This is a genomic window from Pseudomonas linyingensis (assembly GCF_900109175.1).
GTDB lineage: Bacteria > Pseudomonadota > Gammaproteobacteria > Pseudomonadales > Pseudomonadaceae > Geopseudomonas > Geopseudomonas linyingensis.
In genome coordinates this window covers 76,143-102,133 of sequence record NZ_FNZE01000013.1, presented here as the reverse complement: position 1 = coordinate 102,133, position 25,991 = coordinate 76,143, and the positions used below count along the sequence as shown (strand labels likewise).

Genomic DNA, 25,991 nt, shown 5'->3' with positions numbered 1-25,991 from the left:
CCCGCGGCTTCCCGGTCTGATACCTCATGACCCTGAGCATCCACCAACTTCGCGTCCAGGACTGGCGCCAGGCCTTCAGGCCCGGCGACTTCAGCCGTGGCCGCGACTACGCCATGGACAATCGCGCGCAGGTCGAGGGCCTCGACAAGGGCGTGCTGCTCGCCGAGTGCCGCGGCTCGGGCCGCCAGCGCTACCGCCAGCGCATCCGCCTGATCGACCGTGGCGCCCAATGGGACGTCGACGGCCGCTGCAGCTGTCCGGTGGGCTACAACTGCAAGCATGTGGTCGCCGCCCTGCTGACCGTGGAGCGCCTGCAACTGCAGGACTGGACCTTGCCGGACAGCGACGCTCCGCCGGAAATCGTCGATCTTCCCGTCGTGGCGCCGCAGCCGCGGCTGATTCTCGGCAGCCACGTGCGCGTGCACTACGACGCACGCAAGGGCCGGATGATCGAGCAGACCCAGCACCGCGCCGCCCTGGCCTTCGACTACCAGGGGCACCTGACCTTCGGGCGGGTGGCGCAGAAGGAATGGCTGATCAGGCTCGACGCCCGCCGTCAGTTACGTATCGTCCGCCAGCTCGAGGCCGAAGCGGCGCTGCGCCGCCAGTTGACCGAGCAGGGCTTCAGCATCGCCCTGCGCCGCAGCGAGGCACTGCCGGAGAGCGCCGGCGAGCCGTTCGAACTACCCGATGACGCCGCTTGGCTGCACTTCGTCCGCGAACAGCTGCAACAACTGCGCGAGCGCGGCTGGCAGGTCCGCCTGCATCCCGACTTCCAGTTCAACCTCGCCACCCTCGGCGAGTGGCAGGTGGGCATCGAGGAATCCCCGGAAGGCGACTGGTTCGACCTGGAAATGGGCATCGAGGTGGACGGCGAGCAGGTCAGTCTGCTGCCGATCCTCCTGCATGCCATCCGTCACTCGCCCTGGCTGCTGAGCGGCGAGACGCTCGCCCAGCGTGGCGACGACGAGGAACTGCTGGTGCCGCTGCCGCGCAGCCATGGCATCGGCCGCCGCGTGGCCCTGCCGTTCGGACGGCTGCGGCCGCTGCTGGCCAGCCTGGGCGAGCTGTACTTCCGCGAAGACGACGGCCAAGGCGAGCGCCTGCGTCTGGGCAAGGCCGATGCGGCGCGGCTCGCCGAGCTGGACAAGGTCCCCGCCCTGCACTGGCAGGGCGGGGAGCGCCTGCGCGAGTTCGCCCGGCGCCTGCAGCAACTGCCGCAGCAGTCGGTGCAACCGCCGGCCGGGCTGCGCGCCGAACTGCGCGACTACCAGCTGCAAGGTCTGAGCTGGATGCAGGCGCTTGGCGAGCTGCAGGTCGGCGGCATCCTCGCCGACGACATGGGCCTGGGTAAGACCCTGCAGACCCTGGCGCACATCCTCGCCGAGAAGCAGGCCGGCCGCCTGAACCGCCCGGCGCTGATCGTCATGCCCACCAGCCTGATTCCCAACTGGCAGGACGAGGCCGAACGCTTCGCTCCGGAGCTGCGCGTCTTGGCCCTGCACGGCGCCAAGCGCAAGGCGCTGTTCGCGAAGATCGCCGAGCACGATCTGGTGCTGACCACCTATGCCCTGCTGCCGCGCGATCTCAAGCAGCTCAACGCCCAGCGTTGGCACCTGCTGATCCTCGACGAGGCGCAGAACATCAAGAACCCGCGCAGCAAGGCGGCCAGCGCCGCCGGCCAGATCAAAGCCGACCAGCGCCTGTGCCTGACCGGCACGCCGCTGGAGAATCACCTCGGCGAGCTGTGGTCGCTGTTCAACTTCCTGATGCCCGGCTGGCTCGGCGAGAGCAAGGCCTTCACCAAGACCTACCGCACACCGATCGAGAAACACGCCGACGCCCAGCGTCTCGCGCACCTGGTGGCGCGGGTGAAACCATTTCTGCTGCGCCGCACCAAGGAGCAGGTGGCCCGCGAGCTGCCGCCCAAGACCGAGATCACCCAGCGCATCGAGCTGACCGACGTGCAGCGCGACCGCTACGAAACCCTGCGCCTGGCGATGGACCAGAAGGTGCGCGGCGAAATCCAGCGCCTGGGCATCGCCCGCAGCCAGATCGTCATCCTCGAGGCGCTGCTGCGCCTGCGCCAGGCCTGCTGCGACCTGCGCCTGCTCGGCGAGGATGAATCGGCCAGCCATGCCAGCGACTCCGGCAAGCTCAGCGCCCTGCTGGAAATGCTCGAGGAACTTACCAGCGAAGGCCGCCGCGTGCTGCTATTCTCCCAGTTCACCAGCATGCTCGGCCTGATCGAGCACGAACTGAAGTCGCGCAAGATCGCCTACGTCAAGCTCACCGGCGCCACCCAGGATCGCCGCGCGCCGGTGCAGGCGTTCCAGGCCGGCCAGGTGCCGGTGTTCCTGATCAGCCTCAAGGCCGGCGGCGCCGGCCTCAATCTGACCGCCGCCGACACCGTGATCCACTTCGACCCCTGGTGGAACCCGGCCGCCGAGGCCCAGGCCAGCGACCGCGCCTACCGCATCGGCCAGGACAAGCCGGTGTTCGTCTACAAGCTGATCGCCCGCGGCAGCGTCGAGGAAAAGATCCAGCAGCTGCAGCACAGCAAGGCCAGCCTGGCGCGCAGCGTGCTGGAAGGCGGCGGCCAGGGCGACTGGACGCTGAGCGAGGCCGACCTCGACGCCCTGTTCGCTCCGCTGGCCTGAAACCATGCACTTCTCCGCTGCCGGCCATGCTCCGTCACAGACCCTCGCCTGCGAGCTGCGCGAATACCCGGAATGGCATCGTGGTCGGACGCGCTACGCCGTGTGGACCCTGCCAGTGGAGTGTCCGCAGATGCTGGCGCGCGTGCAGCGGGCACAGCAGCATCTGGGCGACTGGTTGCATCAAGGCTACCGACGCCAGGCGCATATCACTCTGTTCGTCTGCGGCTTCCCCGCCGAGCAGGTGCGCTTCGAGGATGATTTCCCTCTCGAGCGGCTGGCGGCCCAGCAACAGGCAGTGCGCGAACTGGGCGTTGCGCCGTTCGAGCTGCACATCGGCGGCCTGGACAGTTTCGCCAGCGCGCCCTTTCTGACCGTGAGCGATCCCGCAGGCGGCCTGGACGCCCTGCGGACGGCACTGGCAGCGCACAGCCCGGAAATTCGCCAGAGCGACTACCACGCCCATCTCACCGTGGGCCTGTATGCCCGCTCCGTGCCGCGTGACTGTGTGCATCGACAGCTGGTCGCCTTTGCCGAAGGCGATCCGCTGCCGCTGACGGTGCGCGAGCTGCACTACAGCAGCTACGCCGCCGCCGAACTGTTCGGTCCGCTGTGCACGGAGCGGCGGCTGGCGTTGCCTCGGTAGGCGTCGCCAGCAGGCTGCACGGTGGCGGCTACAGCTTGATCACATAGCCATAGGCACGCTTGCTGCCATCGGCCTCGCGCTGCAGGTAGACGCCCTGGATCTCCGGCTCGAAGCCAGGCAGCTCGTTGACGCCCTCCTCCATGGCAAGAAAGTACTTGAGCGCCGAGCCACCCCAGACCTCGCCGGGCACGACACAGAGAACCCCCGGCGGATAGGGCAACGCGCCTTCGGCGGCGATGCGCCCGTCGATCTCGGCCAGCGGCACCAGCTCCACGTTGTTGCGCAGCAGGTGCTGGTTGGCCTCCCAGGGCGTCATGGCCTGGCGCGGGAAGTACTGCTTCCTGAACATTTCCTTCTGCAGCTTGTTCATCTCGTGGCGCCTGTAGAAATTGTGCATTTCCATGCACAGCCGGCGCAGCGTGTAGCCGCGGTATTTCTCGTGCGCGGCATGGATGGCCGGCAGCACCTCGCTCAGCGGACTGTCGTGGTCCAGATGGCGCTCGAACTGGGCGATATGGGCCACCAGGTGCTGCAACTTGGCGAAGTTGTCCGAGGGCGTGAGTAGGAACAGGATCGAGTTGAGGTCCGCCTTCTCCGGCACGATGCCATTGGCGCGCAGGTAGTGGGCGAGTACCGCGGCCGGCACGCCGAGCGAGGCGTAGCCACCCGTGGTCGGGTCGATGCCGAAGGTGGTCAGCAGCATCTTGCACGGATCGACGTAGTACTGGTCCTTGGCGTAACCGGCGAAGTCGTGCCACTTGTCTTCCGGCTTGAATTTGAAGAAGCGCAGGTCGTCGATGATCATCTCGGTTTCGTGCTCGGCCCACGGCTGGCCGTCCACCTGCGCCGGGATGAATGGCTTGATGTACTTGCAGGTGCGCAGCAGCAGCTTGCGCGCCTCCACACCATTCTTGATGCACTCGCGCCACAGGTTCCGCCCCGCCTGCCCCTCGTGCATCTGCGCGTTGACGTCCAGCGCGGCGAAGATCGGATAGAACGGGCTGGTGGACGCATGCATCATGTACGCGTTGTTCAGCCGCTTGTGGTTGCAGTAGCGCGGCTGACCCTTGATGTGGCGGTCCTTCTTGTGGATCTGCGACGACTGCGAGAACCCTGCCTGCTGCTTGTGCACCGACTGGGTGACGAACAGTCCCGGATCGTCCGGGCCGAGATCGAGCAGCAGCGGCGAGCTGTCGTGCATCATCGGGATGAACTGCTCGTAGCCCACCCAGGCCGAGTCGAACAGGATGTAGTCGCACAGCCTGCCGATCTTCTCCACCACCTGGCGGGCGTCGTAGATGGTGCCGTCGTAGGTGCCGAGCTGGATCACCGCCAGGCGGAACGGCCGCTCCAGCTGGGCCCTGGCCGGGTCGACCTCGGCAATCGCCGCACGGATGTATTGCTCGTCGAAGCAGAGCGCGTCGATGCCGCCGATGAAGCCGTAGCAGTTGCGCGCCGTCTCCAGGTACACCGGCTTGGCGCCGCAGAGGATCAGTGCGCCGAGGTGGATGGACTTGTGGTTGTTGCGGTCGAACAGCACCAGGTCGTCCTTGGCCAGCAGGGCGCTGGTGACCACCTTGTTCGAGGTGGACGTGCCGTTGAGCACGAAGTAGGTCTTGTCGGCGTTGTAGATGCGCGCGGCGTTCATCTGCGCGTCGCGGGCCGGCCCTTCGTGGATCAGCAGGTCGCCGAGTTTGACGTCGGCATTGCACAGGTCGGCGCGGAACACGTTCTCGCCGAAGAACTCGAAGAACTCCCGTCCCAGCGGATGGCCACGGAAGAACTGGCCACCCTGGTGCCCTGGGCAGTCGAAGGCCACGTTGCCGGTCTTGACGTACTCTTTCAACGCCTTGAAGAACGGCGGGTAGAGCTTCTGCGTGTAGGTTTCAGCCGCCTGGGCGATGCGCTTGCCGTTGAAGTGGCGCTCGCCCTTACCCACCTGCAGCGTGCCGGCAATCCGGGAAAGGATGTCTTCCGGCACCGTTTCGTCCGACCGCAGGGCGACGAACAGCGGGATCGGGAAACCCGTATGGGTGATCTTCGCCAGCACGTCATGCGCCTGGTCTGCCGTCGCCACCGCGGCCGCCACATTGGTGAAGTCGGTGCTGGTCAGATCGATCATCGGGTAGTCGAGGATGAAGTTGTCGAACAGTGATGACGGGCAGGCGACCTTGAATGTGCTCATGCGGATCTCCGGGCTGAAGGCCTGTTGAGGCAACTTGCCTGAATCTAGTCACTGGCAGTGGATTTGCCAGCGCCCTGCGGCAAGCACCGGCGATCACGGCCGACCCGTGAGTGGCTGGCAGCACAGGCCACTGACTGGCCCCTTCCCGTGGCTGACCCGGTAATGCAGAGAGGATAAGGTAAACTGTGTGCTTATCAATTTCATTATGTTAAATAGCGAATGATAAGGTCCGCCCCGCGGGTCGCCGGTCCCTCGACGTTTGTTCAGGGCCAAGCAATTCTCCCCTCGCCGCAGTCCGGTCGTATAATCGGCCCCGTCTACCCCGCAGCCCGGACGGATGGAGTCACCGGAGCCATGCCTATCAAGTACGCGCGTCGCCTGACCGATCGGCGGCGCTCGAAGCAGAGCAATCGTCAGTTGGGGCTGTGCCTGGCCTTCATCGCCGGTGCCGCCAACGCCGGCGGCTTCCTCGCCGTGCAGCAATACACCTCGCACATGACCGGCATCCTCTCCTCGGTCGCCGACAACCTGGCCGTGGGTACCATCGACCTGGCTCTAGGCGGGTTGGGCGGCCTGCTGTCGTTCGTCGCCGGGGCGATCACCTCCACCCTGCTGATCAACTTCTCGCGCCGGCGACGGTTGCATGGCCAGTTCGCCCTGCCGCTGCTGCTGGAGGCCTTCCTGCTGCTCTGCTTCGGCGTGCTCGGCGCGCGGTTGATGGACGTGCCCGGATTCTTCGTGCCGCTGACGGTGATGCTGCTGTGCTTCATCATGGGCCTGCAGAACGCCATCATCACCAAGCTCTCCAACGCGGAGATCCGCACCACCCACATCACCGGGATGGTCACCGACATCGGCATCGAGCTGGGCAAGGCGCTCTACCTCAACCGCCACGACCGCCCGGGCCAGCCATCGGTGCGCGCCAATCGCGAGCGCCTGCGAATCAACTGTCTGCTGGTCGGCAGCTTCTTCGTCGGCGGCATCGCTGGCGCCTTCGGCTTCCAGCATTTCGGCTTCATTTCCACCGTGCCGCTGGCCGCCCTGCTGCTGGTCCTGGCCATGGTGCCGGTGCTCGACGATGTGCGGCTATCCTGGCAACTCTGGAGCAGAAGGCGATGATTGCCGCAACTTCCAGCTTCTTGACGCCGCGCCGGCAACCGGGGCGTTCGCGCCCTTTGCACTGACCGACTACGGGATGGGTTTTCCCGGCCGCCATCGTGCAGGGAACCGCTCACTGACAGGATGCACAGCATGAAACAGCAGAAATGGATTGGCCGCGGCGCACTGCTGGCGGTGCTGGCAGCCGGAGGCTGGCTGGTCTGGCAGGGCTTGCAGCCCAAGGGCCTCGGCGCTGGCTTCGTCAGTGGCAACGGGCGCATCGAGGCCACCGAGATCGACGTGGCGACCAAGTCGGCCGGGCGCATCGTCGCGATCAACGTCGCCGAGGGCGACTTCGTCCAGCCGGAGCAGATCCTCGCACGCATGGACACCGAGGTTCTGCAAGCCCAGCTGCGCCAGGCCGAGGCTCAGGTGCGCCAGGCGCAGAATGCCATCCTCACCGCCCGCGCCATGGTCGCGCAGCGCGAAAGCGAGCAGGCCACCTCCGAGGCAGTGGTGCTGCAGCGCCAGGCCGAGCTGACTGCTGCAGAGAAACGCCACCAGCGTACCGCGACGCTGGTGCAGCGCAATGCCGTGTCCCGACAGCAGCTCGACGACGATCTGGCGGCTCGCCTGGGCGCCCAGGCCGCGCTCAGCGCCTCGCGCGCCAAGGTGCTCTCCGACCAGGCCGCCATCGAGGCGGCCAGATCCCAGGTGATCGAAGCCGAGTCCGCCGTCGAGGCGGCGCAGGCGACCGTGGCCCGCCTGCAGGCCGACATCGACGACAGTGCGCTGAAGACCGACCGCGTGGCCCGCGTGCAGTACCGCATAGCACAGGTCGGCGAGGTGCTCGGCGCTGGCGGCAAGGTACTCAACCTGGTCGACCTGGCCGACGTCTACATGACCTTCTTCCTCCCCGAGCGCCAGGCCGGCCTGGTGGCGCTGGGCAGCGAGGTGCGCGTGGTGCTGGATGCCGCGCCGCAGTTCGTCATCCCTGCCAGGGTCAGCTACGTCGCCAGCGTCGCCCAGTTCACCCCCAAGACCGTGGAAACCGCCAGCGAGCGGGAGAAGATGATGTTCCGCGTCAAGGCGCGCATCGACCCGGAGCTGCTGCGCAAACATAAGGAGCAGGTGAAGACCGGCCTGCCCGGCATGGCCTACCTCAAGCTCGATCCTGAGGCCCAGTGGCCCGCCGACCTGCAGTTGAACGTGATTGTCGGCCAATGACTGAGGCAAGCGTCGCCCGGCTGGACAGCGTCGGCCTGACCTACGGCAAGACCCGCGCGCTCGACGGTGTCAGCCTCGAGGTCCCGGCCCGCTGCATGGTCGGCCTGATCGGCCCGGACGGTGTCGGCAAGTCCAGCCTGCTGGCGCTGGTGGCCGGCGCCCGGCAGCTGCAGGAAGGCACGGTGCAGGTGCTGGATGGCGACATGGCCTCGCGCCGCCATCGCCGCGACGTCTGTCCGCGCATCGCCTACATGCCGCAGGGACTGGGCAAGAACCTCTACCCTACCCTGACGGTGTTCGAGAACCTCGAGTTCTTCGCCCGCCTGTTCGGCCAGGACGCCGCCGAGCGGCGCTGGCGCATCGACGAACTGACCCGTAGCACCGGCCTGCATCCGTTCCTCGACCGCCCGGCCGGCAAGCTGTCCGGCGGCATGAAGCAGAAGCTCGGCCTGTGCTGTGCGCTGATCCACGACCCCGACCTGCTGATCCTCGACGAACCGACCACCGGCGTCGATCCGCTGTCGCGCAACCAGTTCTGGGAGCTGATCGAGCGCATCCGCGCCGAGCGACCGCAGATGAGCGTGCTGGTGGCCACCGCCTACATGGACGAGGCGCAGCGCTTCGACCACCTGGTGGCGATGGACGACGGACGCATCCTCGCCACCGGCACCCCGGCCGAACTGCTGAAGCGCACCGCCAGCGCCAGCCTGGAAGAGGCCTTCATCCGCCTGCTGCCGGAAGCCAAACGCCGCCTGCACCGCGAACTGGTGATTCCACCGCGCCAGCACAACGATAGCTTCGCCATCGAGGCCCACGGCCTGAGCATGCGCTTTGGCGATTTCGTCGCGGTGGACCGGGTGAACTTTCGCATCGAACGTGGGGAGATCTTCGGCTTTCTCGGCTCCAATGGCTGCGGCAAGTCGACCACCATGAAGATGCTCACCGGCCTGCTGCCGGCCAGCGAGGGCGAAGCCCTGCTGTTCGGCAAGCCGGTCGACCCGCACGACATGCAGACTCGCCAGCGGGTCGGCTACATGTCCCAGGCCTTCTCGCTGTACAGCGAACTGACGGTGCTGCAGAACCTCGACCTGCACGCCCGCCTGTTCCATATCCCCGCCGAGCACCGCGCGACACGCATCGAGGCGATGCTCGCGCGCTTCGGTCTGAGCCACGACGCCGACAGCCTGCCCACCAGCCTGCCGCTGGGCGTGCGCCAGCGCCTGTCGCTGGCGGTGGCGGTGATCCACAATCCGGAGATCCTGATCCTCGACGAACCCACCTCCGGGGTCGACCCGGTGGCTCGCGACGGCTTCTGGGAGCTGCTGGTCCAGCTGTCGCGCGAGGACGGCGTGACCATCTTCATCTCCACCCACTTCATGAACGAGGCGCTGCGCTGCGACCGTATCTCGCTGATGCACGCCGGCCGGGTGCTGGACAGCGACACGCCGCAGGCGCTGATGGACAAGCGCGGCCTGCCGAGTCTGGAAGCCACCTTCATCGCCTATCTCGAGGAGGCGGCCGCGCAGAGCGACACCGACCTGCCGGTAGCGGCCAGTTCGCCCGTCTCCGCCACCGAGACCGGTGCGCAGCCGCGCGGCAGCGCGGACCTGAAATCGCGCTTCAGCCTGCGCCGCCTCCTCAGCTACAGCCGCCGCGAGTCCATGGAGCTGCGCCGCGACCCGATCCGCGCCACCATGGCCATGCTCGGCACGGTCATGTTGATGATCATCATGGGCTACGGCATCAGCTTCGACGTGGAGAACCTGAGCTACGCGGTGCTCGACCGCGACCAGACCACCACCAGCCAGAGTTACCTGCAGAACATCAGCGGCTCGCGCTACTTCATCGAGAAGGCGCCGCTCTCCAGCCATGCCGAGCTGGACCAGCGCCTGCGCAGCGGCGACATCAGCCTGGCGGTGGAGATCCCGCCCGGCTTCGCCCGCGACCTCAAGCGCGGCGACACCCCGCAGGTGGCCTTCTGGATCGACGGCGCCATGCCGATGCGCGCCGACACGGTCAAAGGCTACGTGCAGGGCCTGCACCTCAGCTACCTGCAACAGCTGGCCCGCGAGTCCGGCGTGGATGAGCAACTCTCGCCTGCCGAGGTCGCCATCCGCTACCGCTACAACCCCGACGTGCAGAGCCTGCCGGCGATGATGCCGGCGATGATCCCGCTGCTACTGATGATGATCCCGGCGATGCTCACCGCCCTCGGCGTGGTGCGCGAGAAGGAACTGGGCTCGATCACCAACTTCTACGTCACCCCGACCACCCGCCTGGAGTTCCTGATCGGCAAGCAGCTGCCCTACATCGCCCTCGGCATGGTCAACTTCGCCATGATGGTGCTGCTGGCGGTGGTCGTCTTCGCCATCCCGGTCAAGGGCAGCCTGCTCACCCTGACCTTCGGCGCCCTGCTCTACATCGCCTGTGCCACGGGGCTGGGCCTGCTGATGTCGTCGATCCTCAACAGCCAGATCGCCGCCATCTTCGGCACCACCATCGCCACCCTGCTGCCGGCCATCCAGTTCTCCGGACTGACCCACCCGGTGTCGGCACTGGAGGGCGCCAGCGCCTTCATCGGCCAGCTGTACCCCACCAGCCATTTCCTGATCATCAGCCGCGGGGTGTTCTCCAAGGCGCTCAACCTGGCCGATCTCTACCCGTATTTCATCCCCATGCTGCTGACCATCCCGGTGCTGACCCTGCTCAGCGTCGCCGGCCTGCGCAAGCAGGAGAAATGACATGAGCGCCGGCCGTCGCAAGCTCGCCAACATCCTGCAGCTCGGCCTCAAGGAGCTGCGCAGCCTGTACCGCGATCCGGCGCTGCTGATCCTGATCGTCTGGTCGTTCACCATGGCGGTCTACTCCAGCGCCACCGCCATACCGGAGGCCCCGCACCGCGCCAGCATCGCGGTGGTCGACGAAGACCAGTCGCAGCTCTCGCGGCGCATCGTCAACGCCTTCCAGCTGCCCTACTTCATCCAGCCCGCCGCCATCGACCTGGCGCAGATGGACAGCGGCATGGATGCCGGCCTGTACACCTTCACCCTGAACATCCCGCCCGGCTTCCAGGAGGATCTGCTGGCCGGCCGCCTGCCGACCATCCAGCTCAACGTCGACGCCACCCAGGTCAGCCAGGCCTTCACCGGCGCCGGGCATATCCAGCAGATCATCGCCACCGAGACCGCCGAGTTCGCCAGACGCTATCGCAGCAACGAGGTTTTGCCGATCGAGGCGGTGGTGCGCACCGCCTTCAACCCCAACCTGACCCGCGCCTGGTTCGGTGCGGTGAACGAGGTGATCAACCAGATCACCATCCTGGCGATCATCCTCACCGGCGCGGCGCTGATCCGCGAGCGCGAACACGGCACCATCGAGCACCTGCTGGTGATGCCGGTCACCCCGTTCGAGATCATGCTCGGCAAGGTCTGGTCGATGGGGCTGGTGGTACTGTCGGCGACGGCCTTCTCCCTGCGCTTCGTGGTCGAGGGCTGGCTGGACATCCCGCTGCAGGGCTCGTTGCTGCTGTTCACCGGCGCCGCCGCCCTGCACCTGTTCGTGGTCACTTCGATGGGCATCTTCTTCGGCACCGTGGCCCGCTCCATGCCGCAGCTGGGCCTGCTGACCATCCTGGTGCTGATGCCGCTGCAGATCCTCTCCGGCGGCACCACTCCCCGCGAGAGCATGCCCGAGCTGGTGCAGAACGTGATGCTGGTGGCGCCGACCACCCACTTCGTCGAACTGGCACAGGCCATCCTGTTTCGCGGCGCCGGCGCCAACATCGTCTGGCCACAGCTGCTGGCCCTGGCGGTGATCGGCACGGCATTCTTCGTCGGCGCCCTGGCGCGCCTGCGCAAATCACTGCAGTAACGGATACTTGGCATGACGCGCGCCACCCACTACCGCACAAGGAGTCACGCTTTGAACAGGACACCCGGCATTCTGCGCAGACTTGCCCTGGCGATTGCGCTCGCAGGCGTCCCCGACCTGCTGCTGGCCGAGCCGACAGCGCTCTCGACCCGCACCGACCTGATCGGCGTCTACCAGCAGGCGCTGGAGAACAATGCCGACCTGGCGGCCGCCCGCGCCGACTACCTGGCGCGCCAGGAAGGGGTACCGCAGGCACGCGCCGGCCTGCTGCCGCAGCTCAACGGCGGTGCCAGCGTCAGCGACATCCAGACCGAGCTGGACGAGCCAGCGGTCAGTTTCGGGCGCAGCGGGCCGCTGTACCAGGCCAGCCTCAGTCAGGCGCTGTTCCGCGCCGACCGCTGGTTTCAGCTGCAGGCGGCCAAGGCCATCAGCGAACAGGCGGGACTGCAACTGGCGGCCATCGAGCAGAACCTGATCCTGCAGAGTGCCCAGACCTACTTCGCCGTGCTACGCGCCCAGGATACCCTGGCCGCCACCCGGGCCGAGGAAGCCGCCCTGCAGCGCCACTTCGAGCAGGCCACCGCGCGCTTCGAGGTCGGCCTCTCGGACCGTACCGAACTGCTCGAGGCCCAGGCCAGCCACGACACCGCGCGGGCCAACCGCATCGGTGCCGAACGTGATGTGGAGGACGCCTTCCAGGCGCTGGCCACCCTGACCGCGCGCGACTACAGCTTCGTCGAAGGTATCCGCCACACCCTGCCGGTCGCCCCGCCAATGCCGAATGACGCCAAGGTCTGGGTCGACACCGCGATGCAGAAGAACCTCGAGCTGCAGGCCAGCCAGTTCGCCGTCAGCGGAGCCGAGCAGACCCTGCGCCAGCGCAAGGCCGGCCATGCCCCTACCCTGGACCTGGTCGCCAGGTACGAGCGTGGCGACAACGACCGTCTCGGCTACACCAATACCGCCTTTGCCAGCCGGGTCGGCGAGATCAGCCGGATCGGCGGCGATGTCGAACGCCAAAGCATCGGCCTCGAGCTGAACATCCCGCTGTACAGCGGCGGTCTGACCAGCTCGCAGGTGCGCGAGTCGTACCAGCGCCTGACCCAGACCGAGCACCAGCGCGAGGGCCTGCGCCGCCTGGTGATCCAGGACACCCGCAACTTCCACCGCGCGATGAACACCGACGTGGCCCAGGTCCAGGCGCGCAAGCAGGCGATCGTCTCCAACCAGAGCGCCCTGGAAGCCACCGAACTCGGCTACGAGGTCGGCACCCGCAACATCGTCGACGTGCTGGACGCCCAGCGCCAGCTGTACGACTCGGTGCGCAACTACAACAACGCGCGCTACGACTACATCATCGACCACCTGCGCCTGAAACAGGCCTCTGGCACCCTCAGCCCGGAGGACCTGCAGGATCTTGCCCGCTTCCTCAAGCCCGACTACAACCCCGACCGGGACTTTCTGCCGCCCCTGCCCGCTTCCCCCCTGGACGGCCAGCCTTGACCGGCAAACCCTCGACCAGCCTGCAGCGGCCCCTGTACCGGTCGGCAGCTCGCCCATGAACCCGCGCAAGCCGAGCTATGCTTCCCAGTGGCACCGGCTGCGCAGGGGCGGACTCGCATGCCCAGCGGCAGCGGCGTTTGGTCACTCCCCTTCTCCCGGCTTCTGGATGACAGTGTCAGGGCGGTCGTGATCGACACGCTGCAGAGCCGTGCGTTTTTTTGTGCGTCAAGCAAGGAGTAGTAGATGAACATGATCACCCCACAGCCCGTGGCTTATCCGGCACCAGCCAGCCTGCCGACGCTCAACCCCCTCGATCTCAAGGTGCATGCCGCCATCGCCCGCGCCAGCTCCTCCGTGTCGCCTACCGCCCTGCTGCTCGCCCTGATCGACTGGTCCTGCCATCTCGCCGGCTCGCCCGGCAAGCAGCTGGAGCTGTTCAACCTGTCGCTGGAGCAGACCCACCGGCTGACCCAGTATCTGCGCGAGGTCACCCTGGCCACTCCGGACTGCCCGGCGCACGAATGCGTCGAGCCGCCGCGCCGGGACAAGCGCTTTGCCGCCAACGAATGGCACAACTGGCCGTTCAACCTGATGCACCAATCCTTCCTGCTCGGCCAGGAGTGGTGGCACGCGGCGACCCACGGCGTGCGCGGCGTATCCCGGCATCATGAGGACGTGGTGGCCTTTGCCGCCCGCCAGATGCTCGACATCTTCTCGCCCGGCAACTACCTGCCGAGCAACCCGGCGGTGCTGCAGCGCACCGTCGAGAGCGGCGGCGCTAACCTGGTGCGCGGCATGCTCCACGCCCTCGAGGACTTCGAGCGCATGGCCGCCGGCAAACCGCCGGCCGGCACCGAGAACTTCGTGGTCGGTCGCGACGTGGCGGTGACGCCCGGCAAGGTGGTGCTGAAGAACCGCCTGATCGAACTGATCCAGTACACCCCGACCACCGAGACCGTCCACCCCGAGCCGATCCTCATCGTGCCGGCGTGGATCATGAAGTACTACATTCTCGACCTGTCGCCGCACAACTCGCTGGTCAAGTACCTGGTCGACCAGGGCCATACGGTGTTCTGCCTGTCCTGGAAGAACCCGAATGCCGAAGACGCCGACCTGGGCATGGACGAGTACCTTGAGCTCGGCTTCTTCGCCGCTCTCGAGGCGATCAACGCCATCGTGCCCGACCACAAGGTGCATGCCACCGGCTACTGCCTCGGCGGCACCCTGCTGGCGATCGCCGCCGCCGCCATGGCCCGCGACAACGACGAGCGCCTGGCCTCGATCAGCCTGTTCACTGCGCAGACCGACTTCACCGAGCCGGGCGAGCTGGCGCTGTTCATCGACGAGAGCGAAGTCAGCCTGCTCGAGGCGCAAATGCGCGAAACAGGCTATCTCACCGCCGGGCAGATGGTCGGCGCCTTCCAGTTGCTGCGCTCCAACGACCTGCTGTGGTCGCGCATGGTCGGCGAATACCTGATGGGCGAGCGCGCGCCGATGAACGACCTGATGGCCTGGAACGCCGATGCCACGCGCATGCCGGCGCACATGCACAGCCAGTACCTGCGCCGTCTGTTCCTCAACGACGACCTCAGCGAGGGGCGTTATCCGGTCGACGGCAGACCGGTGTCGCTGAGCGACATCGACACGCCGATCTTCTGTGTCGCCACCACCCAGGACCACGTCGCGCCGTGGCGCTCGGTGTTCAAGCTGCACTACCTGACCCCGACCGAGATCACCTTCGTCCTCACCAGTGGCGGCCACAACGCCGGCATCGTCAGCGAACCGGGCCGGCCGCGGCGGCACTACCAGGTCATGCAACGACCCGCTGGCGGCAACTTCGTCAGCCACGATGCCTGGCTGGCCAGCGCGCCACGCCACGAAAGATCCTGGTGGCCGGAATGGCTCGACTGGTTGAACACCCGCTCCTCGGCACCGCAGGCTGTTCCCGCCACCGGCGCTCCGGACCAAGGCTACCCCGTGCTCGGCGACGCCCCGGGCGAGTATGTACGGCATAAATGAGTCTCGGCGCAGGTCCAGCAGGCCGTTTTTAACGCAGCATCGGCAACGCAGGTAGTTTTTCAACAACCTGCGGGGCGCCGCCCCATCCACTTTTCACAGTAGTAGGAGTTCGCCATGTACCTCGATGCCAAATCCTCGCTGTCCCTGTTCAAGGTCAACCTGCAGTTCTATTTCCGGGTCTGCGACCTGATGCGGGAAAACACCCTGCGCTGGGGCGAAGCCGGCAGCCGCTCGCTCGATACCTGCGCCACCGAACTGGAGAGCGCCGCCACCCGCATGCTCGACGCCAGCGACTGGAATACCTTGGGCGTGGTCTCCAGCGACCTGCTGTGGAAAGCCATGCAACTGCAGACCCAGGCCGTGCAACAACTGGCGGAAACCACGCTCGCCAACCAGACCGCCTTCAACAGCGCCGCCCAGAAAGCCGTGGCGAGCTGGCAGCAGGCGAGTTCTGCCGCCCTCAAGGAAACCTCCGGCGCCATGCCGATCAGCACCACCCTGCAGGATTATCTGCAGGACTATCTGCACCTGCTGACGCCGGAGCACGGTGGCCGTCGCAAGCCCTCGGCGCGCAAATCGCATTGAAGCCAGAGGGGCGGCAGGCGGGGTCTTGATTTTTATCTGTATGCATATACAGTATTCGAGAGGCAGGCGATCCAGCCTGCCCGACTCGTAAAGCCCTCGGCCCACCTCGGGTTCGACGGCAACATGCCTAGCTGCCTGCAACAAGGAGCCCAACATGTCTTTGTCCTTCTCGATTCCCGGCCTTGCCACCCCCTTGCGGCTTGCCATTCCCTTGCGCAAAGCCTCGCCCTACGACCTCGACGACTTCCTGTTCTCGCCCAGCGAGCTGCAGCACAAGTACGAAAGCAGCTGCTTCGCTGGCGAACACCCGCACTTCTCCAGACCTCTCTGGCGCAAGGCCGTCAACAGCGGGCGCAGCGAACTGGGCTACTGGCAGTGGGTCTTCGAGCAGGTCCAGGCAGACGACGACACCTATCTGCTGCTGCACTGAGCCGGCTCAGCGCTCGGGCGCAGCGTGCCGGCGCATGAAGCGTCGGTCGAGCCAGTCCTTCCAGCGTCCGAGCACAGTCCCCTCGGCCGTGAGCCCGGCCCAGCTCAGCAGCGCCCCGCCCTGCCCGTCAGCCAGCAACGCCAGCGCATGTCGCTGCGGCTGGTAGGCCGCCAATGCCTCGCCGTTGAGTGCATGGGCCAGATTGCCGGCCAGCACCGGCCCCTGGCGGACTGCATAGACACCGTTGCGCGGGGTATCGGCCAGACTGGCGCAATCACCGGCGGCGAATATCTGCGGGTGGGAAAGACTTTGCAGGGTGGGAGCAATCGTGACGAAGCCTTTGCCATCGCAGGCCAGGCCCGATTCGCGCAACCAGGGCAGCGGACTGGCGCCGGTGGCCAGGACCAGCCGCTGTCCCTGCCAGACTGGCTGGCCGGCAGCCATCAGCACATCCCCGCGAATCCGCTCGACCGCGCAGCGTTCGTGAACCTGCACCCCGGCCGCCTGCAGATGACGCAGCGCCCGTTGGCGCAGGGCCGGCGGATGGCCGGAGAGCAGCGGCGCCGCGCTGATCAGCGCCAGTGACGGCACCTGGCGGGCCATGGCCAGGGCCAGCTCGACGCCCGCCGCACCGCCGCCGAGGATCGCCAGCGGCTCGGGCGGGCGCTGCCAGTCCTGCCAGCGGGCAATGAAGGCAGGGAACGGCTTGACCGGGAGCAGCTCCATGCCCGCGCCCTCCTGCGCGGGCGCGCTGGGCAACGAGCCCGGATTCAGCGACAGCCAGCGGCCGTGCAGCGCCTCGCCGCTGCTCAACTGCAGCGTGCGCGTATCCGCCTCCAGCGCCGTCACCGCCGCCGCCACCCATTCGATACCAGCCGCCGCGCACAGCGGCTGCAGGGGAATGCGGCACTGCCCGGCCGAGTAGCGCCCGGCCAGCAGCCCCGGCAGCATGCCGGAGTACCAGACATACGGCTCGGGACAGATCAGCGCGATGCGCCCACGCGGGCGCTGCCCGCCCGCCCACAGGCGCAGCACGCCCAGGTGGGCATGGCCGGCGCCGACCAGCAGCAGATCGAAGGCGGCCGTCATCGCCGGCCACCCAGCCCCAGCCGCCAGCGATGGAAGCGCGCCAGCGCGCGCAGCACGCCCTGCGGCGCGTGCGCGCGTTTCCACTCGCCGGCAGCGTACTTGTTGGCCTCGGACAGGGTCGGGTAGGTGTGGACAGTGGCGAGGATCTTGTTCAGGCCGAGATTGTGCTTCATCGCCAGCACGTATTCGGCCAGCAGGTCGCCTGCATGTTCGCCGACGATGGTCGCGCCGAGGATGCGGTCGCGCCCCGGCTCGGTGAGCACCTTGACGTAGCCAGAGCTTTCGTCGGGATGGCCGGCCTCGTCGGCGATAGCGCGATCCAGTTCGGCAAAGCCGTAGCGGGTCACCTCGCAGGCGATGCCTTGCCGGCGCGCCTCGTCCTCGGACAGGCCGACCCGCGCCACTTCCGGGTCGGTGAAGGTGGCACGAGGAATCACCCGGTAGTCGGCCTTGAAGCGCCAGAAATCGCCGAACATCGCGTTGACGGCGGCATACCAGGCCTGGTGGGCGGCGAAGTGGGTGAACTGGTAGGGACCGGTGACATCGCCGACGGCGAAGATGTTCGGGTAGCGGGTGGCGAGGAACTCGTCGGTCTCCAGGGTCTGGTTCGGGCGCAGGGCCAGTTGCAGCGCTTCCACCCCATAGCCCTCGACGTTGGCCACCCGCCCCAGGGCGACCAGCAGCACGTCGAAGGGAATGGTCACCTGCGCGCCACTGTCGCGGTCGCGGGCCACCAGCTGGCGCTGCCCACCCAGCGTCTCGAAGCGCTCGACCTGATGGCGCAGGCGCAGGTCGATTCCCTCGGCGCGAAAGCGCGCCATCACCGCCGCGCTGGCGTCGGCGTCCTCACGCGCCAGCAGGCGCGCGCCGCGCTCGACCTGGATCACCTGACAACCCAGGCGCTGGAAGGCCTGGCTCAGCTCGCAGCCGATCGGCCCGCCGCCCAGCACCAGCAGGCGAGCGGGCTTGTCGCGCAGGCTCCAGATGGTGTCGGAGGTGTACGGCTGCATGGCGGCCAGGCCGGGGATCTCCGGCAGCAGCGGGCGGGCGCCGGCGGCGATGATGATGGCGCGGGTCGTCAGGGTGCGGCCGTCGACCTCCACCGTCCACGGCGAGGTGATGCGCGCCTCGCCCTCGATCACCTCGACGCCCAGCCCGGTGTAGCGCTCTGCCGAATCGTGCGGCTCGACCTGAGCGATGACCCGCTGCACACGTTCCATCACCGCGGCGAAATCGGCCTCGCCAGCCACGTTGCGAAAGCCCAGCGCGGTGGCGCGGCGCAGCTCGTTGGCCAGCCGGGCCGAACGGATCAGCGCCTTGGACGGCACGCAACCGGTGTTCAGGCAGTCGCCGCCCATCTTGTGCTTCTCGATCAGGGTCACCCGCGCCTTCACCGCGGCGGCGATGTAGGCGCTGACCAGTCCGCCGGCCCCGGCGCCGATCACCACCAGGTTGCGCTCGAAGCGTTGCGGCTTGCTCCAGCCGGCATACACCTGGCGCGCCTTGAGCCAGGCCAGCAGCTTGCGGGCCAGCAGCGGAAACACGCCGAGCAGGACGAAGGCGCCGAGCAGCCCCGGCGAGAGGATACCGCCCAGCGAGTCGAGCTGGCCCAGCTCGCGCCCGGCGTTCACGTAGACCAGGGTGCCCGGCAGCATGCCGAGCTGGCTGACCCACCAGAAGGTGCGCGCCGGCAGTCGGGTCAGGCCCATCGCCAGATTGATCAGGAAAAACGGGAAGATGGGCACCAGGCGCAGGGCGAACAGGTAGAAGGCACCCTCCTCGGCGATGCCCCTGTCGATGGCGGCCAGGCGCCCACCGAAGCGGCTGCGCACCCAGTCGCGCAGCAGGAAGCGGCTGCTCAGCATGGCCAGGGTGGCGCCCAGGGTGGAAGCCAGCGACACCAGAACCGTGCCGCCGAGCAGGCCGAACAACGCGCCGCCGACCAGGGTCAGCAGGGTGGCGCCGGGCAGCGACAGCGCGGTCACCGCCACGTAGACCAGCAGGTACAGTCCGGCGGCCCGCCATGGCTGCGCGGCCACCTCGGCATCCAGCGCCGCCTGGCGGGCCTTGAGCGCTTCGAGGCTGAGGTACTGGCCGAGGTCGAACAGGAAGAACACGGCGACCAGCGCCACGATCAGTCCGAGCAGAACCAGCCGGCGCGCGCTCATGCCCTGCCCCGCGCCAGCAGCCCGGGCAGCAGGTAGCCGGCGCAGCACAGCAGCAGGCCATACAGGTTGGTGCCCAGCAGCAGCGCGTACTTGCCCGTGCCGATGGCCCAAGCGGCGGGGATGGCGCCGAGGGTCAGCGCCACGCCGAGGCCGAGACCGGTCCAGAAGCTCAGGTGGAACCCCAGCCTGGTCGGTCGCACCAGCCCATGCAGGACGAACACCGGCGCCAGGCCGATGACCATGGTGCCGCTGATGGTGGTGGCCTTGAGGATATCGGTGCCGGCCAGCATCGGCAGGTTGCCGAGCAGCGCGAACAGCACCATCACCGCCATGCCGACGGCGATGGCCTTCTGGCCCAGGTCGCGGCCGGCCAGCTGCGGCAACTCGCGCCCGGCCAGGCGGGCCAGGCTGGAAAAGGTCGAATCGAGGGTCGAGCCGGCCGCCGAGACCATCACCACGGTCATCACCAGCAAGGCGAGCAGACCCATCGAGCGGGCCAGCGCAGCCGGCACGTTGTCCGAGGCGGCCAGACCGTCGAGCTGGGCGTGCACGCCGATCAGGCTGAAGGCGAGGATGGCGAAGAAGCCCAGCACGCCGGCCACCACGAAGGCGCGGCGCATGCTGCGCTCCTCGCAGATGAAGCCGCGGTCGGTGAGCACCGGGTCGTGGAACGGGTAGCTGAACACCTGCAGGCCGGCCACCAGCAGCAGGTCGACGCCGGTCGCCAGCGCCCACTCGCTGGTGCTGACCAGCTCGCGCGGGCTGTGCTGCGGCAGGATCAGGCCGAGCACCCAGACCAGCGCGACGACGAAGATCGCCGCCTGCGCCGCATCGGTGAGGATCGAGCTGCGCAGGCCGCCGCGCAGGCTGTAGGCCAGGGTCACCGCGGTGAACAGCAGCGCCGCACCGATGAACGCCGGGCTGCCGGCGTCGCCGTAGTAGCCGCCGACCACCGCGGTGTTGCTCCACACCTCGTTGAACAGGCGGATCAGGATCGCCGCCGAGAAGGCCAGCGCGGCGGCCCGTCCGTAGTGGCTGGTGAGAAACGCCACCAGCCCGGTGGCGCCGAAGCGCCGACGCAGGCGGTAGATGACGAAGCCGGCCAGCGGGATCGACAGCCAGTAGGTGGCGTAGGCCAGGCCGCCGACCAGGCCGTAGGTCGCCCCCAGGTTGGCGGCGTTGGTCACCGACTTGGCGAAGATCCAGCTGATGAAGATGCTCGAGGTCAGCAGCCAGGGTGCCGCGCTGCGGCCCTCGGCATCCTCGCCGTGGAAGAAGCCACCGAGGGTCACCGCGCGCGGCGACAGCGCCCACATCAGCACGCCATAGAGCAGCAGGAAGCCCCAGAACAACACGCCCAGCAGAGAGGTGATTTCCATGTTCGTGCTCCTTCAGTCCTTGAGTGCGCCGCCGCAGCTGGAACCCTGCCCTGCGGTGCAGGCAAAGCAGTGGTCGCGGGTGACGATCGGGTTGCCGTCGAGCACCGCCTGCTGCAGATCGCGCAGATGGGCGCGCTCACGGCCGATCAGCTCCAGCGGCAGGCCGAGCATCTGGTTGAAGTCGCAGTCGTACAGGTAGCCCTGCCAGTCGACGCTGACCAGCGAATGACACATCACCGACGCGAGGTTCTCCGCGCGGTAGCTGTCGCGCAGCAGTTGCAGGTAGGCGTTGAACTGTCCCTTGCTGATCAGCGTGCTGCCGAAGCGGGCGATGGGCTGGTTGGTGATAGTCAGCAGATGATTGAAGACGATGCCGAAGTCCGCGGCCAGATGCGCCTTGTAGTCGGCCTCCAGCGCCGCCTGGGACGGCGGCAGGCTCGGCCCCTGCGGGTTGTAGACCAGGTTGAGGATCAGGCCGCTGTCCGGCTGGCCGTAGCCCATGGCGTTGAGCTGCCTGAGCCCCGCGATGCTACGCTCGAACACCCCGTCGCCGCGCTGGCGGTCGACGTTGTCCCGCCCATAACACGGCAGCGAGGCGGTGATCTCCACACCCTCCCCGGCCAGAAACCCGGCCAGATCCGCATGCCCCGGCTCGCCTAGGATGGTCAGGTTGCAGCGATCGATCACCCGCAGCCCTTCGCGCCGCGCATGGCTGACCAGATCGCGAAAGCGCGGGTGCATCTCCGGCGCGCCGCCGGTCAGGTCGAGGGTGTGCACCGGATGGGCATCGATCACCTGATAGAGGACAGCCAGGGTGGCGTCGCTCATGCTCTCGGTGCGCGTCGGCCCGGCATTGACGTGGCAGTGCAGACAGCGCTGGTTGCAGCGATAGGTCAGGTTGACCTGCAGGGCTTCCAGCTGGCCGCGGCGAATCGCCGGGAAGTCCAGGGCATTGAGCAGCGGGAGGGTGTCGTGCATGGCAGTTGGTGCTCCTGAGTCATGTCCATTGTCCATTGGAGGCATGAGGGTCGCGACTGTTACAACTCAGCCACTTTCTGCTCCAAGTAAATACCAGCAGCGCCGGCTGCGTGCGGATGGATTGTCGTGCGCCCCGGCGACTCACTATGCTGGCGGCAACGGGCAACGGGGGACGGCATGGACGAGGAACAGGAACTGGTGCGGCGTGTACAACAAGGCGACACGGTCGCCTGCGAGGCGGTGATTCAGGCGCATCACCGCTTCCTGATCGCCATGGCGGCTCCCCTGGTAGGCCAGGCATCGGCCGAGGATGTCGCCCAGGAGACCTGGCTCAAGGCGTTCGCTGCGATCCACCGCTTCGAGGGCCGCTCGCGGCTGCGCACCTGGCTGGCGCGGATCGCGTTGAACGAAGCGCATACCCTCATGCGCAAGTCGCGCCGCGAGATATCGCTGGAAGGCTGGGGGGCAGACCCAGGCTCGCCGATCGACACCCGCTTCAGTGAGCGTGGTACCTGGAGCATCCCGAGCGCCGAATGGCATCACGACACGCCGGAGGCACTGCTGACCGAAGCCGAACTGCACGAGTGCATCCGCAAACACCTGCACCGGCTGCCCGGCGACCAGCAGGCGGTGGTGATGATGCGCGAACTTGGCGGGCTGGAGTTCGCCGAGATCGCCCAGGCCACCGGCCTCAGCGAGGGCAACGTCCGCGTCCTGCTGCACCGCGGACGACAGCGCATGCATGCCATGCTCAACCACTTCGAGGAGGTGGGCACATGTTGATGTTGACCTGCAGGGAAATGTCCGAGCTGGGCTCGGCGATCATCGATGACCAATTGCACCTGCGCACGCGCCTGGCGGTGCTCGCCCACCTGAGCCTGTGCTCGAACTGTCGGCGCTATATCCGCCAGTTGCGCATCACCTCGCAGGTGCTGCAACAGATGCCGATGGACCAGGGGCCCGTCGATGCGACGGCCGTGCTGGACAAGGTGCGCAAGGCCGAGGACGACAACGGCTCGCTGTAACGCCCATCGCCCGGCGTGCGCCAATGACCACAGCGGTGACCACAGCGACGGGCGCGCAGACGCTACCGGCCTTTGCCCCCGCCCTAGCCTACAGACTCGAGACCCGCCCATGCCCGACCGCTCGCCCTCCCTCGCCAGTCGACTGCCCACCTTGGTACTGGTATGCAAGCGTCCGGCCATCGGCCACGGCAAGCAGCGCCTGGCCGGCAGTCTCGGCGCGGAACCGACGTTCGTGATCGCCGAACGGCTGCTGGACTGTGCCCTCGAGGACCTCGAAAACTGGCCGGGCGCCACGGTGATCGCCCCGGATCTGGCGCAGCATCGCAACTGGGCCAGCGCAGTCGCCCCGCTATCCTGCTGCCAGCCGCAGACGCCCGGCAACCTGGGCGAGCGCCTCAACGCCCTGGATCGCACGCTGCGCGCCGCAGGCCACCGCAGCCTGGTATTCATCGGCAGCGATGCCCCGGCCCTGCGCGAATGCGACTACCGGCAGGTGCGCAATGCCCTGGATGAAGTGGACACGGTGCTGCTCGCCGCCCGCGACGGCGGCGTGGTGCTGATGGCCTCCAACCGGCCGTGGCCGGACCTGACCGCCCTGCCGTGGAGCAGCGCCGCACTGGGGCAGGCGCTGGCCGAGGCCTGCCGTGGTGCCGAGCATTCGCTGCGGGTGTGCGGCGAGTCTTTCGATATCGACGAGCCGGCCGACCTCGATCACGCCCTGCGCGAACTGGCGGACGACCCACGTCCGGCACGACGCCGCCTGATACACACCTTGGCGACCGGCGGCGGAGACCACCCATGACCCCCCCCACCGCGGTCAGCGTGGTCATCCCCTGCTTTCACGACGAGGCCAGCCTCGAGCGCCTGCTCGGCCAGCTGCAACTGGCCGAGCAGGACGATGGCCAACTCCTGCAAATCATCGTCGTCGATGCCGCCCGCAGCGAGCGCTGCCGCATGCTGTGTCGCGACCACCAGGCACTCTGGCTGCCTGCCGAGCCTTGCCGAGGCGTACAGCTGCGCCAGGGCGCCGCGCTGGCCGAGCACGAGATCCTCTGGTTTCTGCATGCCGATGCCGAGTTGGACGGCCAGCCGCTGTCTGACCTTTGCCGGGCGGTTGCCGATGGCGCAGCCGGTGGCTATTTCTCCTTCCGCTTCAGCGGCCAGCCGGGCTGGCAGGGCCGGCTGCTCGAACGCCTGGTGGACTGGCGCAACCAGATCGGCGTGCCCTACGGCGACCAAGGCCTGTTCTTCCGCCGCAGCGCCTACTTCGCCGTGGGCCAGCACGCGCCCTGGCCGCTGTTCGAAGAAGTCCCGCTGGTCGAAGCGCTGCGGGAATACGGCGACTTCCGTCGCATCGACCGGGGCTTGCGGGTCAGTCCGCGGCGCTGGCAGCGCGACGGCTGGTGGCGCCGCTGCCTGCGCAATCGCCTGCTGGCCCTGGGCTTCGCTCTGGGCGTGGCACCGCAGCGGCTGGCCAGGCTGTATGCTGCGCCGCGCCGGGGTCATTGATGATGGGGCTAGCCGCGAATCAGCCAGGCACCCGCCGGCATGTGATAGTGCAGTGCATCGCAATTGCCGGGCGGCGGCTGCCGCCCCGGCGGGCGGTCGGGAAACCAGATGCGGCACAGACCCGGCGGTGGCCGATGGCCACGGGGGATGCGCCCCATGCCCCACTCATGCCCCGCATGGAAAGCCGCCTTCTGCAGCTCAGGGCTGGGCGGGCCGTCCATGAGGTCGCTGTCGTTCCATTCCGGTTGAAACTCGTCCGCGGGCCACTCCGCGGCAGTAGCCTGGGTCCGCTCCTGCTCGCCCAGCTGTTCACGCAGCGCGTGCGCTTGGGCTTCGGCCTGTCGGCGCCGCTCGATCTCCTCGTCGAGCAGCTGTTGCAGGGCCAGCCGCTCGCTGTCGTCGACCGCCGGGGCAAGGTTCTGCTCGGCGGCCTGCCGGGCCTCGGCGATCAACCAGGCGTTGCTTTCCCGCAGGTTGTGATCGCTGCCTGCCAAGGTGCTGGACTTGGCCGCCAGGGCCTCTGCCTGCTGATACTGGCCTTGCTGCAGGCGAGTCTGCCCCAGGTAGTGCAGGATCGCGGGGTTGCGCGGCTCGATGCGCAGCGCGCGCTCCAGGGTCGCAGCGGCCCGGTCCAACTGGCCGGCATGCAGATCCTGGGCGGCGCTCTCCAGCAGCGCGCTCGCCGCCGGATTGGCCTGCCGCGCTGACGATGGTGCGGCACCGGCGGCGGCGCAAAACAGCGCAGCGGCGGTGCTGAGCAGCAGTGCCGGCCACATGCCGGGTATCCTCAAGGGGGTTTTCATCATGTCGGTTAGCGGTCGTCCTGGTCTCGGTGTGCTTCCCGCCAGTGCTCCTCGACATGCTTGCGTTCCACATGATCCCTGAGGTGCTCCGGCGCGCCCGTTCGACTGCCTTTCGCTGCGCTCGTTCCCCTGCGGACTCCCGCCTCATTCCGAAGCGGTTGCAACCGTCGTCGCATGCTTATGGCTCCGGAACTATGGCACCGCGACTATGCTTGGGCACTGAACGGCCGAACGGCCATCGCGGAACGGGAGGTAGCCCATGTCATCGGACACCGCACGGGTGGCGCGGCGCTGGGAACCTGACGCAGGGATGTCCCGACAGGGTTGCGGCAGGCACTCGCCTGCCGCGCCGCAGGCTCAGTCGAGCGGCTGGTCGTCGCGAATGAGGATGCACTGCAGACCGTTGTCGTCCTCGCTGTAGTCGCATACATAGAACATCTGCACTTCACCCGCCCCTGCCATGACCGCCACATAGTCGCCGACGTCAGGCACGAAGAAACCAGGCGACGCCGGCTTGGCTTCGCACTCGATGAAGGCGGTCACGAACAGCTCTGGGTCGTCATCGCCGAAGAACTCGGCAAGCTCCTCCTCGTCCCAGTCTGCCGGAGCCTGGAACGGCCCGCTAAACAGGATACGGGCATCGCCCAGGTCTTCTTCCTCGGCGTCCGGGTCGTTTTCGTCCGGTCGGTAGACGGTGCAGTCCTGCGCGTCGCCGTGGTTGAGGATGGCCTGGCGGGCGGCAAGGCGCTTGGCCGGGTCAAGACCGTCGGCTTTGCACATCTGTACCCAGACATCGTCCATCATGGGTTGCTGGTCGTTG

At 67.6% G+C, this 25,991-nt stretch carries 21 protein-coding genes; 14 read left to right on the top strand and 7 right to left on the bottom strand.

Translation table 11 applies throughout. The features are described from left to right. The first annotated feature begins 26 nt into the window (after positions 1–26). Together BMZ19_RS15995 and BMZ19_RS15990 are read left to right on the top strand one after the other, a co-directional pair. A complete protein-coding gene (locus BMZ19_RS15995) occupies positions 27–2,660 on the top strand; it encodes a DEAD/DEAH box helicase (RefSeq protein WP_090312576.1) in 2,634 nt (877 codons plus the stop codon). Positions 2,661–2,664: 4 nt separating this feature from the next. Then, positions 2,665–3,303 (top strand): 2'-5' RNA ligase family protein, encoded by a 639-nt coding sequence (locus BMZ19_RS15990; RefSeq protein ID WP_090312575.1) that lies wholly within the window; start codon positions 2,665–2,667, stop codon positions 3,301–3,303. 28 nt (positions 3,304–3,331) lie between these two features. Here BMZ19_RS15990 and speC read toward each other — a convergent pair whose 3' ends face one another. Further along, positions 3,332–5,488 carry an ornithine decarboxylase gene (speC, locus tag BMZ19_RS15985; RefSeq protein ID WP_090312574.1) on the bottom strand — a complete coding sequence of 719 codons (2,157 nt, stop codon included), beginning with the start codon at positions 5,486–5,488 and terminating at the stop codon, positions 3,332–3,334. Positions 5,489–5,842: 354 nt separating this feature from the next. On the opposite strand from speC, the gene BMZ19_RS15980 reads away from it, so the two are divergent. From BMZ19_RS15980 to BMZ19_RS15945, 8 genes are all read left to right on the top strand, one after another. Further along, positions 5,843–6,607, top strand: coding sequence for a YoaK family protein (locus BMZ19_RS15980; RefSeq protein WP_090312573.1), 765 nt, complete (start codon positions 5,843–5,845; stop codon positions 6,605–6,607). A gap of 132 nt (positions 6,608–6,739) precedes the next feature. Continuing rightward, complete coding sequence (locus tag BMZ19_RS15975; RefSeq protein ID WP_090312572.1) at positions 6,740–7,813, top strand: HlyD family secretion protein; 1,074 nt, start codon at positions 6,740–6,742, stop codon at positions 7,811–7,813. Continuing rightward, positions 7,810–10,554 carry a ribosome-associated ATPase/putative transporter RbbA gene (gene rbbA, locus BMZ19_RS15970; RefSeq protein WP_090312571.1) on the top strand — a complete coding sequence of 915 codons (2,745 nt, stop codon included), beginning with the start codon at positions 7,810–7,812 and terminating at the stop codon, positions 10,552–10,554. Before BMZ19_RS15975 ends, rbbA begins: the two co-directional genes overlap by 4 nt. Before the next feature lies 1 nt (position 10,555). Continuing rightward, positions 10,556–11,683, top strand: coding sequence for an ABC transporter permease (locus BMZ19_RS15965; protein WP_090312570.1), 1,128 nt, complete (start codon positions 10,556–10,558; stop codon positions 11,681–11,683). A 69-nt stretch (positions 11,684–11,752) separates the two neighbouring features. Beyond that, positions 11,753–13,186, top strand: a complete 1,434-nt coding sequence (locus BMZ19_RS15960) for a TolC family outer membrane protein (protein ID WP_090312616.1) — start codon at positions 11,753–11,755, stop codon at positions 13,184–13,186. 243 nt (positions 13,187–13,429) lie between these two features. Further along, positions 13,430–15,205 carry a PHA/PHB synthase family protein gene (locus BMZ19_RS15955; protein WP_244517264.1) on the top strand — a complete coding sequence of 592 codons (1,776 nt, stop codon included), beginning with the start codon at positions 13,430–13,432 and terminating at the stop codon, positions 15,203–15,205. A 114-nt stretch (positions 15,206–15,319) separates the two neighbouring features. Beyond that, complete coding sequence (locus tag BMZ19_RS15950; RefSeq protein WP_090312569.1) at positions 15,320–15,790, top strand: hypothetical protein; 471 nt, start codon at positions 15,320–15,322, stop codon at positions 15,788–15,790. 154 nt (positions 15,791–15,944) lie between these two features. Beyond that, positions 15,945–16,220 (top strand): hypothetical protein, encoded by a 276-nt coding sequence (locus BMZ19_RS15945; protein WP_090312568.1) that lies wholly within the window; start codon positions 15,945–15,947, stop codon positions 16,218–16,220. Between the two features lie 6 nt (positions 16,221–16,226). Here BMZ19_RS15945 and BMZ19_RS15940 read toward each other — a convergent pair whose 3' ends face one another. The 4 genes from BMZ19_RS15940 to arsS are packed head-to-tail and all read right to left on the bottom strand — an operon-like array spanning position 16,227 to position 21,834. Next, positions 16,227–17,309 (bottom strand): FAD-dependent oxidoreductase, encoded by a 1,083-nt coding sequence (locus tag BMZ19_RS15940; RefSeq protein WP_090312567.1) that lies wholly within the window; start codon positions 17,307–17,309, stop codon positions 16,227–16,229. Next, on the bottom strand, positions 17,306–19,477 hold the full coding sequence (locus BMZ19_RS15935; RefSeq protein ID WP_090312566.1) for an FAD-dependent oxidoreductase: 2,172 nt from the start codon (positions 19,475–19,477) through the stop codon (positions 17,306–17,308). Before BMZ19_RS15935 ends, BMZ19_RS15940 begins: the two co-directional genes overlap by 4 nt. Next, positions 19,474–20,856: an SLC5/6 family protein gene (locus tag BMZ19_RS15930; RefSeq protein ID WP_090312565.1), complete on the bottom strand. Its 1,383-nt coding sequence runs from the start codon at positions 20,854–20,856 to the stop codon at positions 19,474–19,476. Before BMZ19_RS15930 ends, BMZ19_RS15935 begins: the two co-directional genes overlap by 4 nt. 12 nt (positions 20,857–20,868) lie before the next feature. Next, positions 20,869–21,834: an arsenosugar biosynthesis radical SAM (seleno)protein ArsS gene (arsS, locus tag BMZ19_RS15925; protein WP_090312564.1), complete on the bottom strand. Its 966-nt coding sequence runs from the start codon at positions 21,832–21,834 to the stop codon at positions 20,869–20,871. 177 nt (positions 21,835–22,011) lie between these two features. Between arsS and BMZ19_RS15920 the strand changes: the two genes are divergently transcribed. From BMZ19_RS15920 to BMZ19_RS15905, 4 genes are all read left to right on the top strand, one after another. Further along, a complete protein-coding gene (locus tag BMZ19_RS15920) occupies positions 22,012–22,617 on the top strand; it encodes an RNA polymerase sigma factor (protein ID WP_090312563.1) in 606 nt (201 codons plus the stop codon). Then, positions 22,611–22,859, top strand: coding sequence for an anti-sigma factor family protein (locus BMZ19_RS15915; protein ID WP_244517263.1), 249 nt, complete (start codon positions 22,611–22,613; stop codon positions 22,857–22,859). Before BMZ19_RS15920 ends, BMZ19_RS15915 begins: the two co-directional genes overlap by 7 nt. A 109-nt stretch (positions 22,860–22,968) precedes the next feature. Further along, entirely contained in the window at positions 22,969–23,661 is a 693-nt protein-coding gene (locus BMZ19_RS15910; protein WP_170847792.1) for a TIGR04282 family arsenosugar biosynthesis glycosyltransferase, read from the top strand. After that, positions 23,658–24,368: a glycosyltransferase gene (locus BMZ19_RS15905; RefSeq protein ID WP_090312561.1), complete on the top strand. Its 711-nt coding sequence runs from the start codon at positions 23,658–23,660 to the stop codon at positions 24,366–24,368. The genes BMZ19_RS15910 and BMZ19_RS15905 overlap by 4 nt, the downstream gene beginning before the upstream one ends. Before the next feature lie 8 nt (positions 24,369–24,376). On the opposite strand, the gene BMZ19_RS15900 is transcribed toward BMZ19_RS15905, so the two are convergent. After that, positions 24,377–25,144 carry a tetratricopeptide repeat protein gene (locus tag BMZ19_RS15900; protein WP_244517262.1) on the bottom strand — a complete coding sequence of 256 codons (768 nt, stop codon included), beginning with the start codon at positions 25,142–25,144 and terminating at the stop codon, positions 24,377–24,379. 384 nt (positions 25,145–25,528) lie between these two features. Further along, entirely contained in the window at positions 25,529–25,951 is a 423-nt protein-coding gene (locus BMZ19_RS15895; protein ID WP_090312612.1) for a hypothetical protein, read from the bottom strand. Between the last annotated feature and the right edge of the window lie 40 nt (positions 25,952–25,991).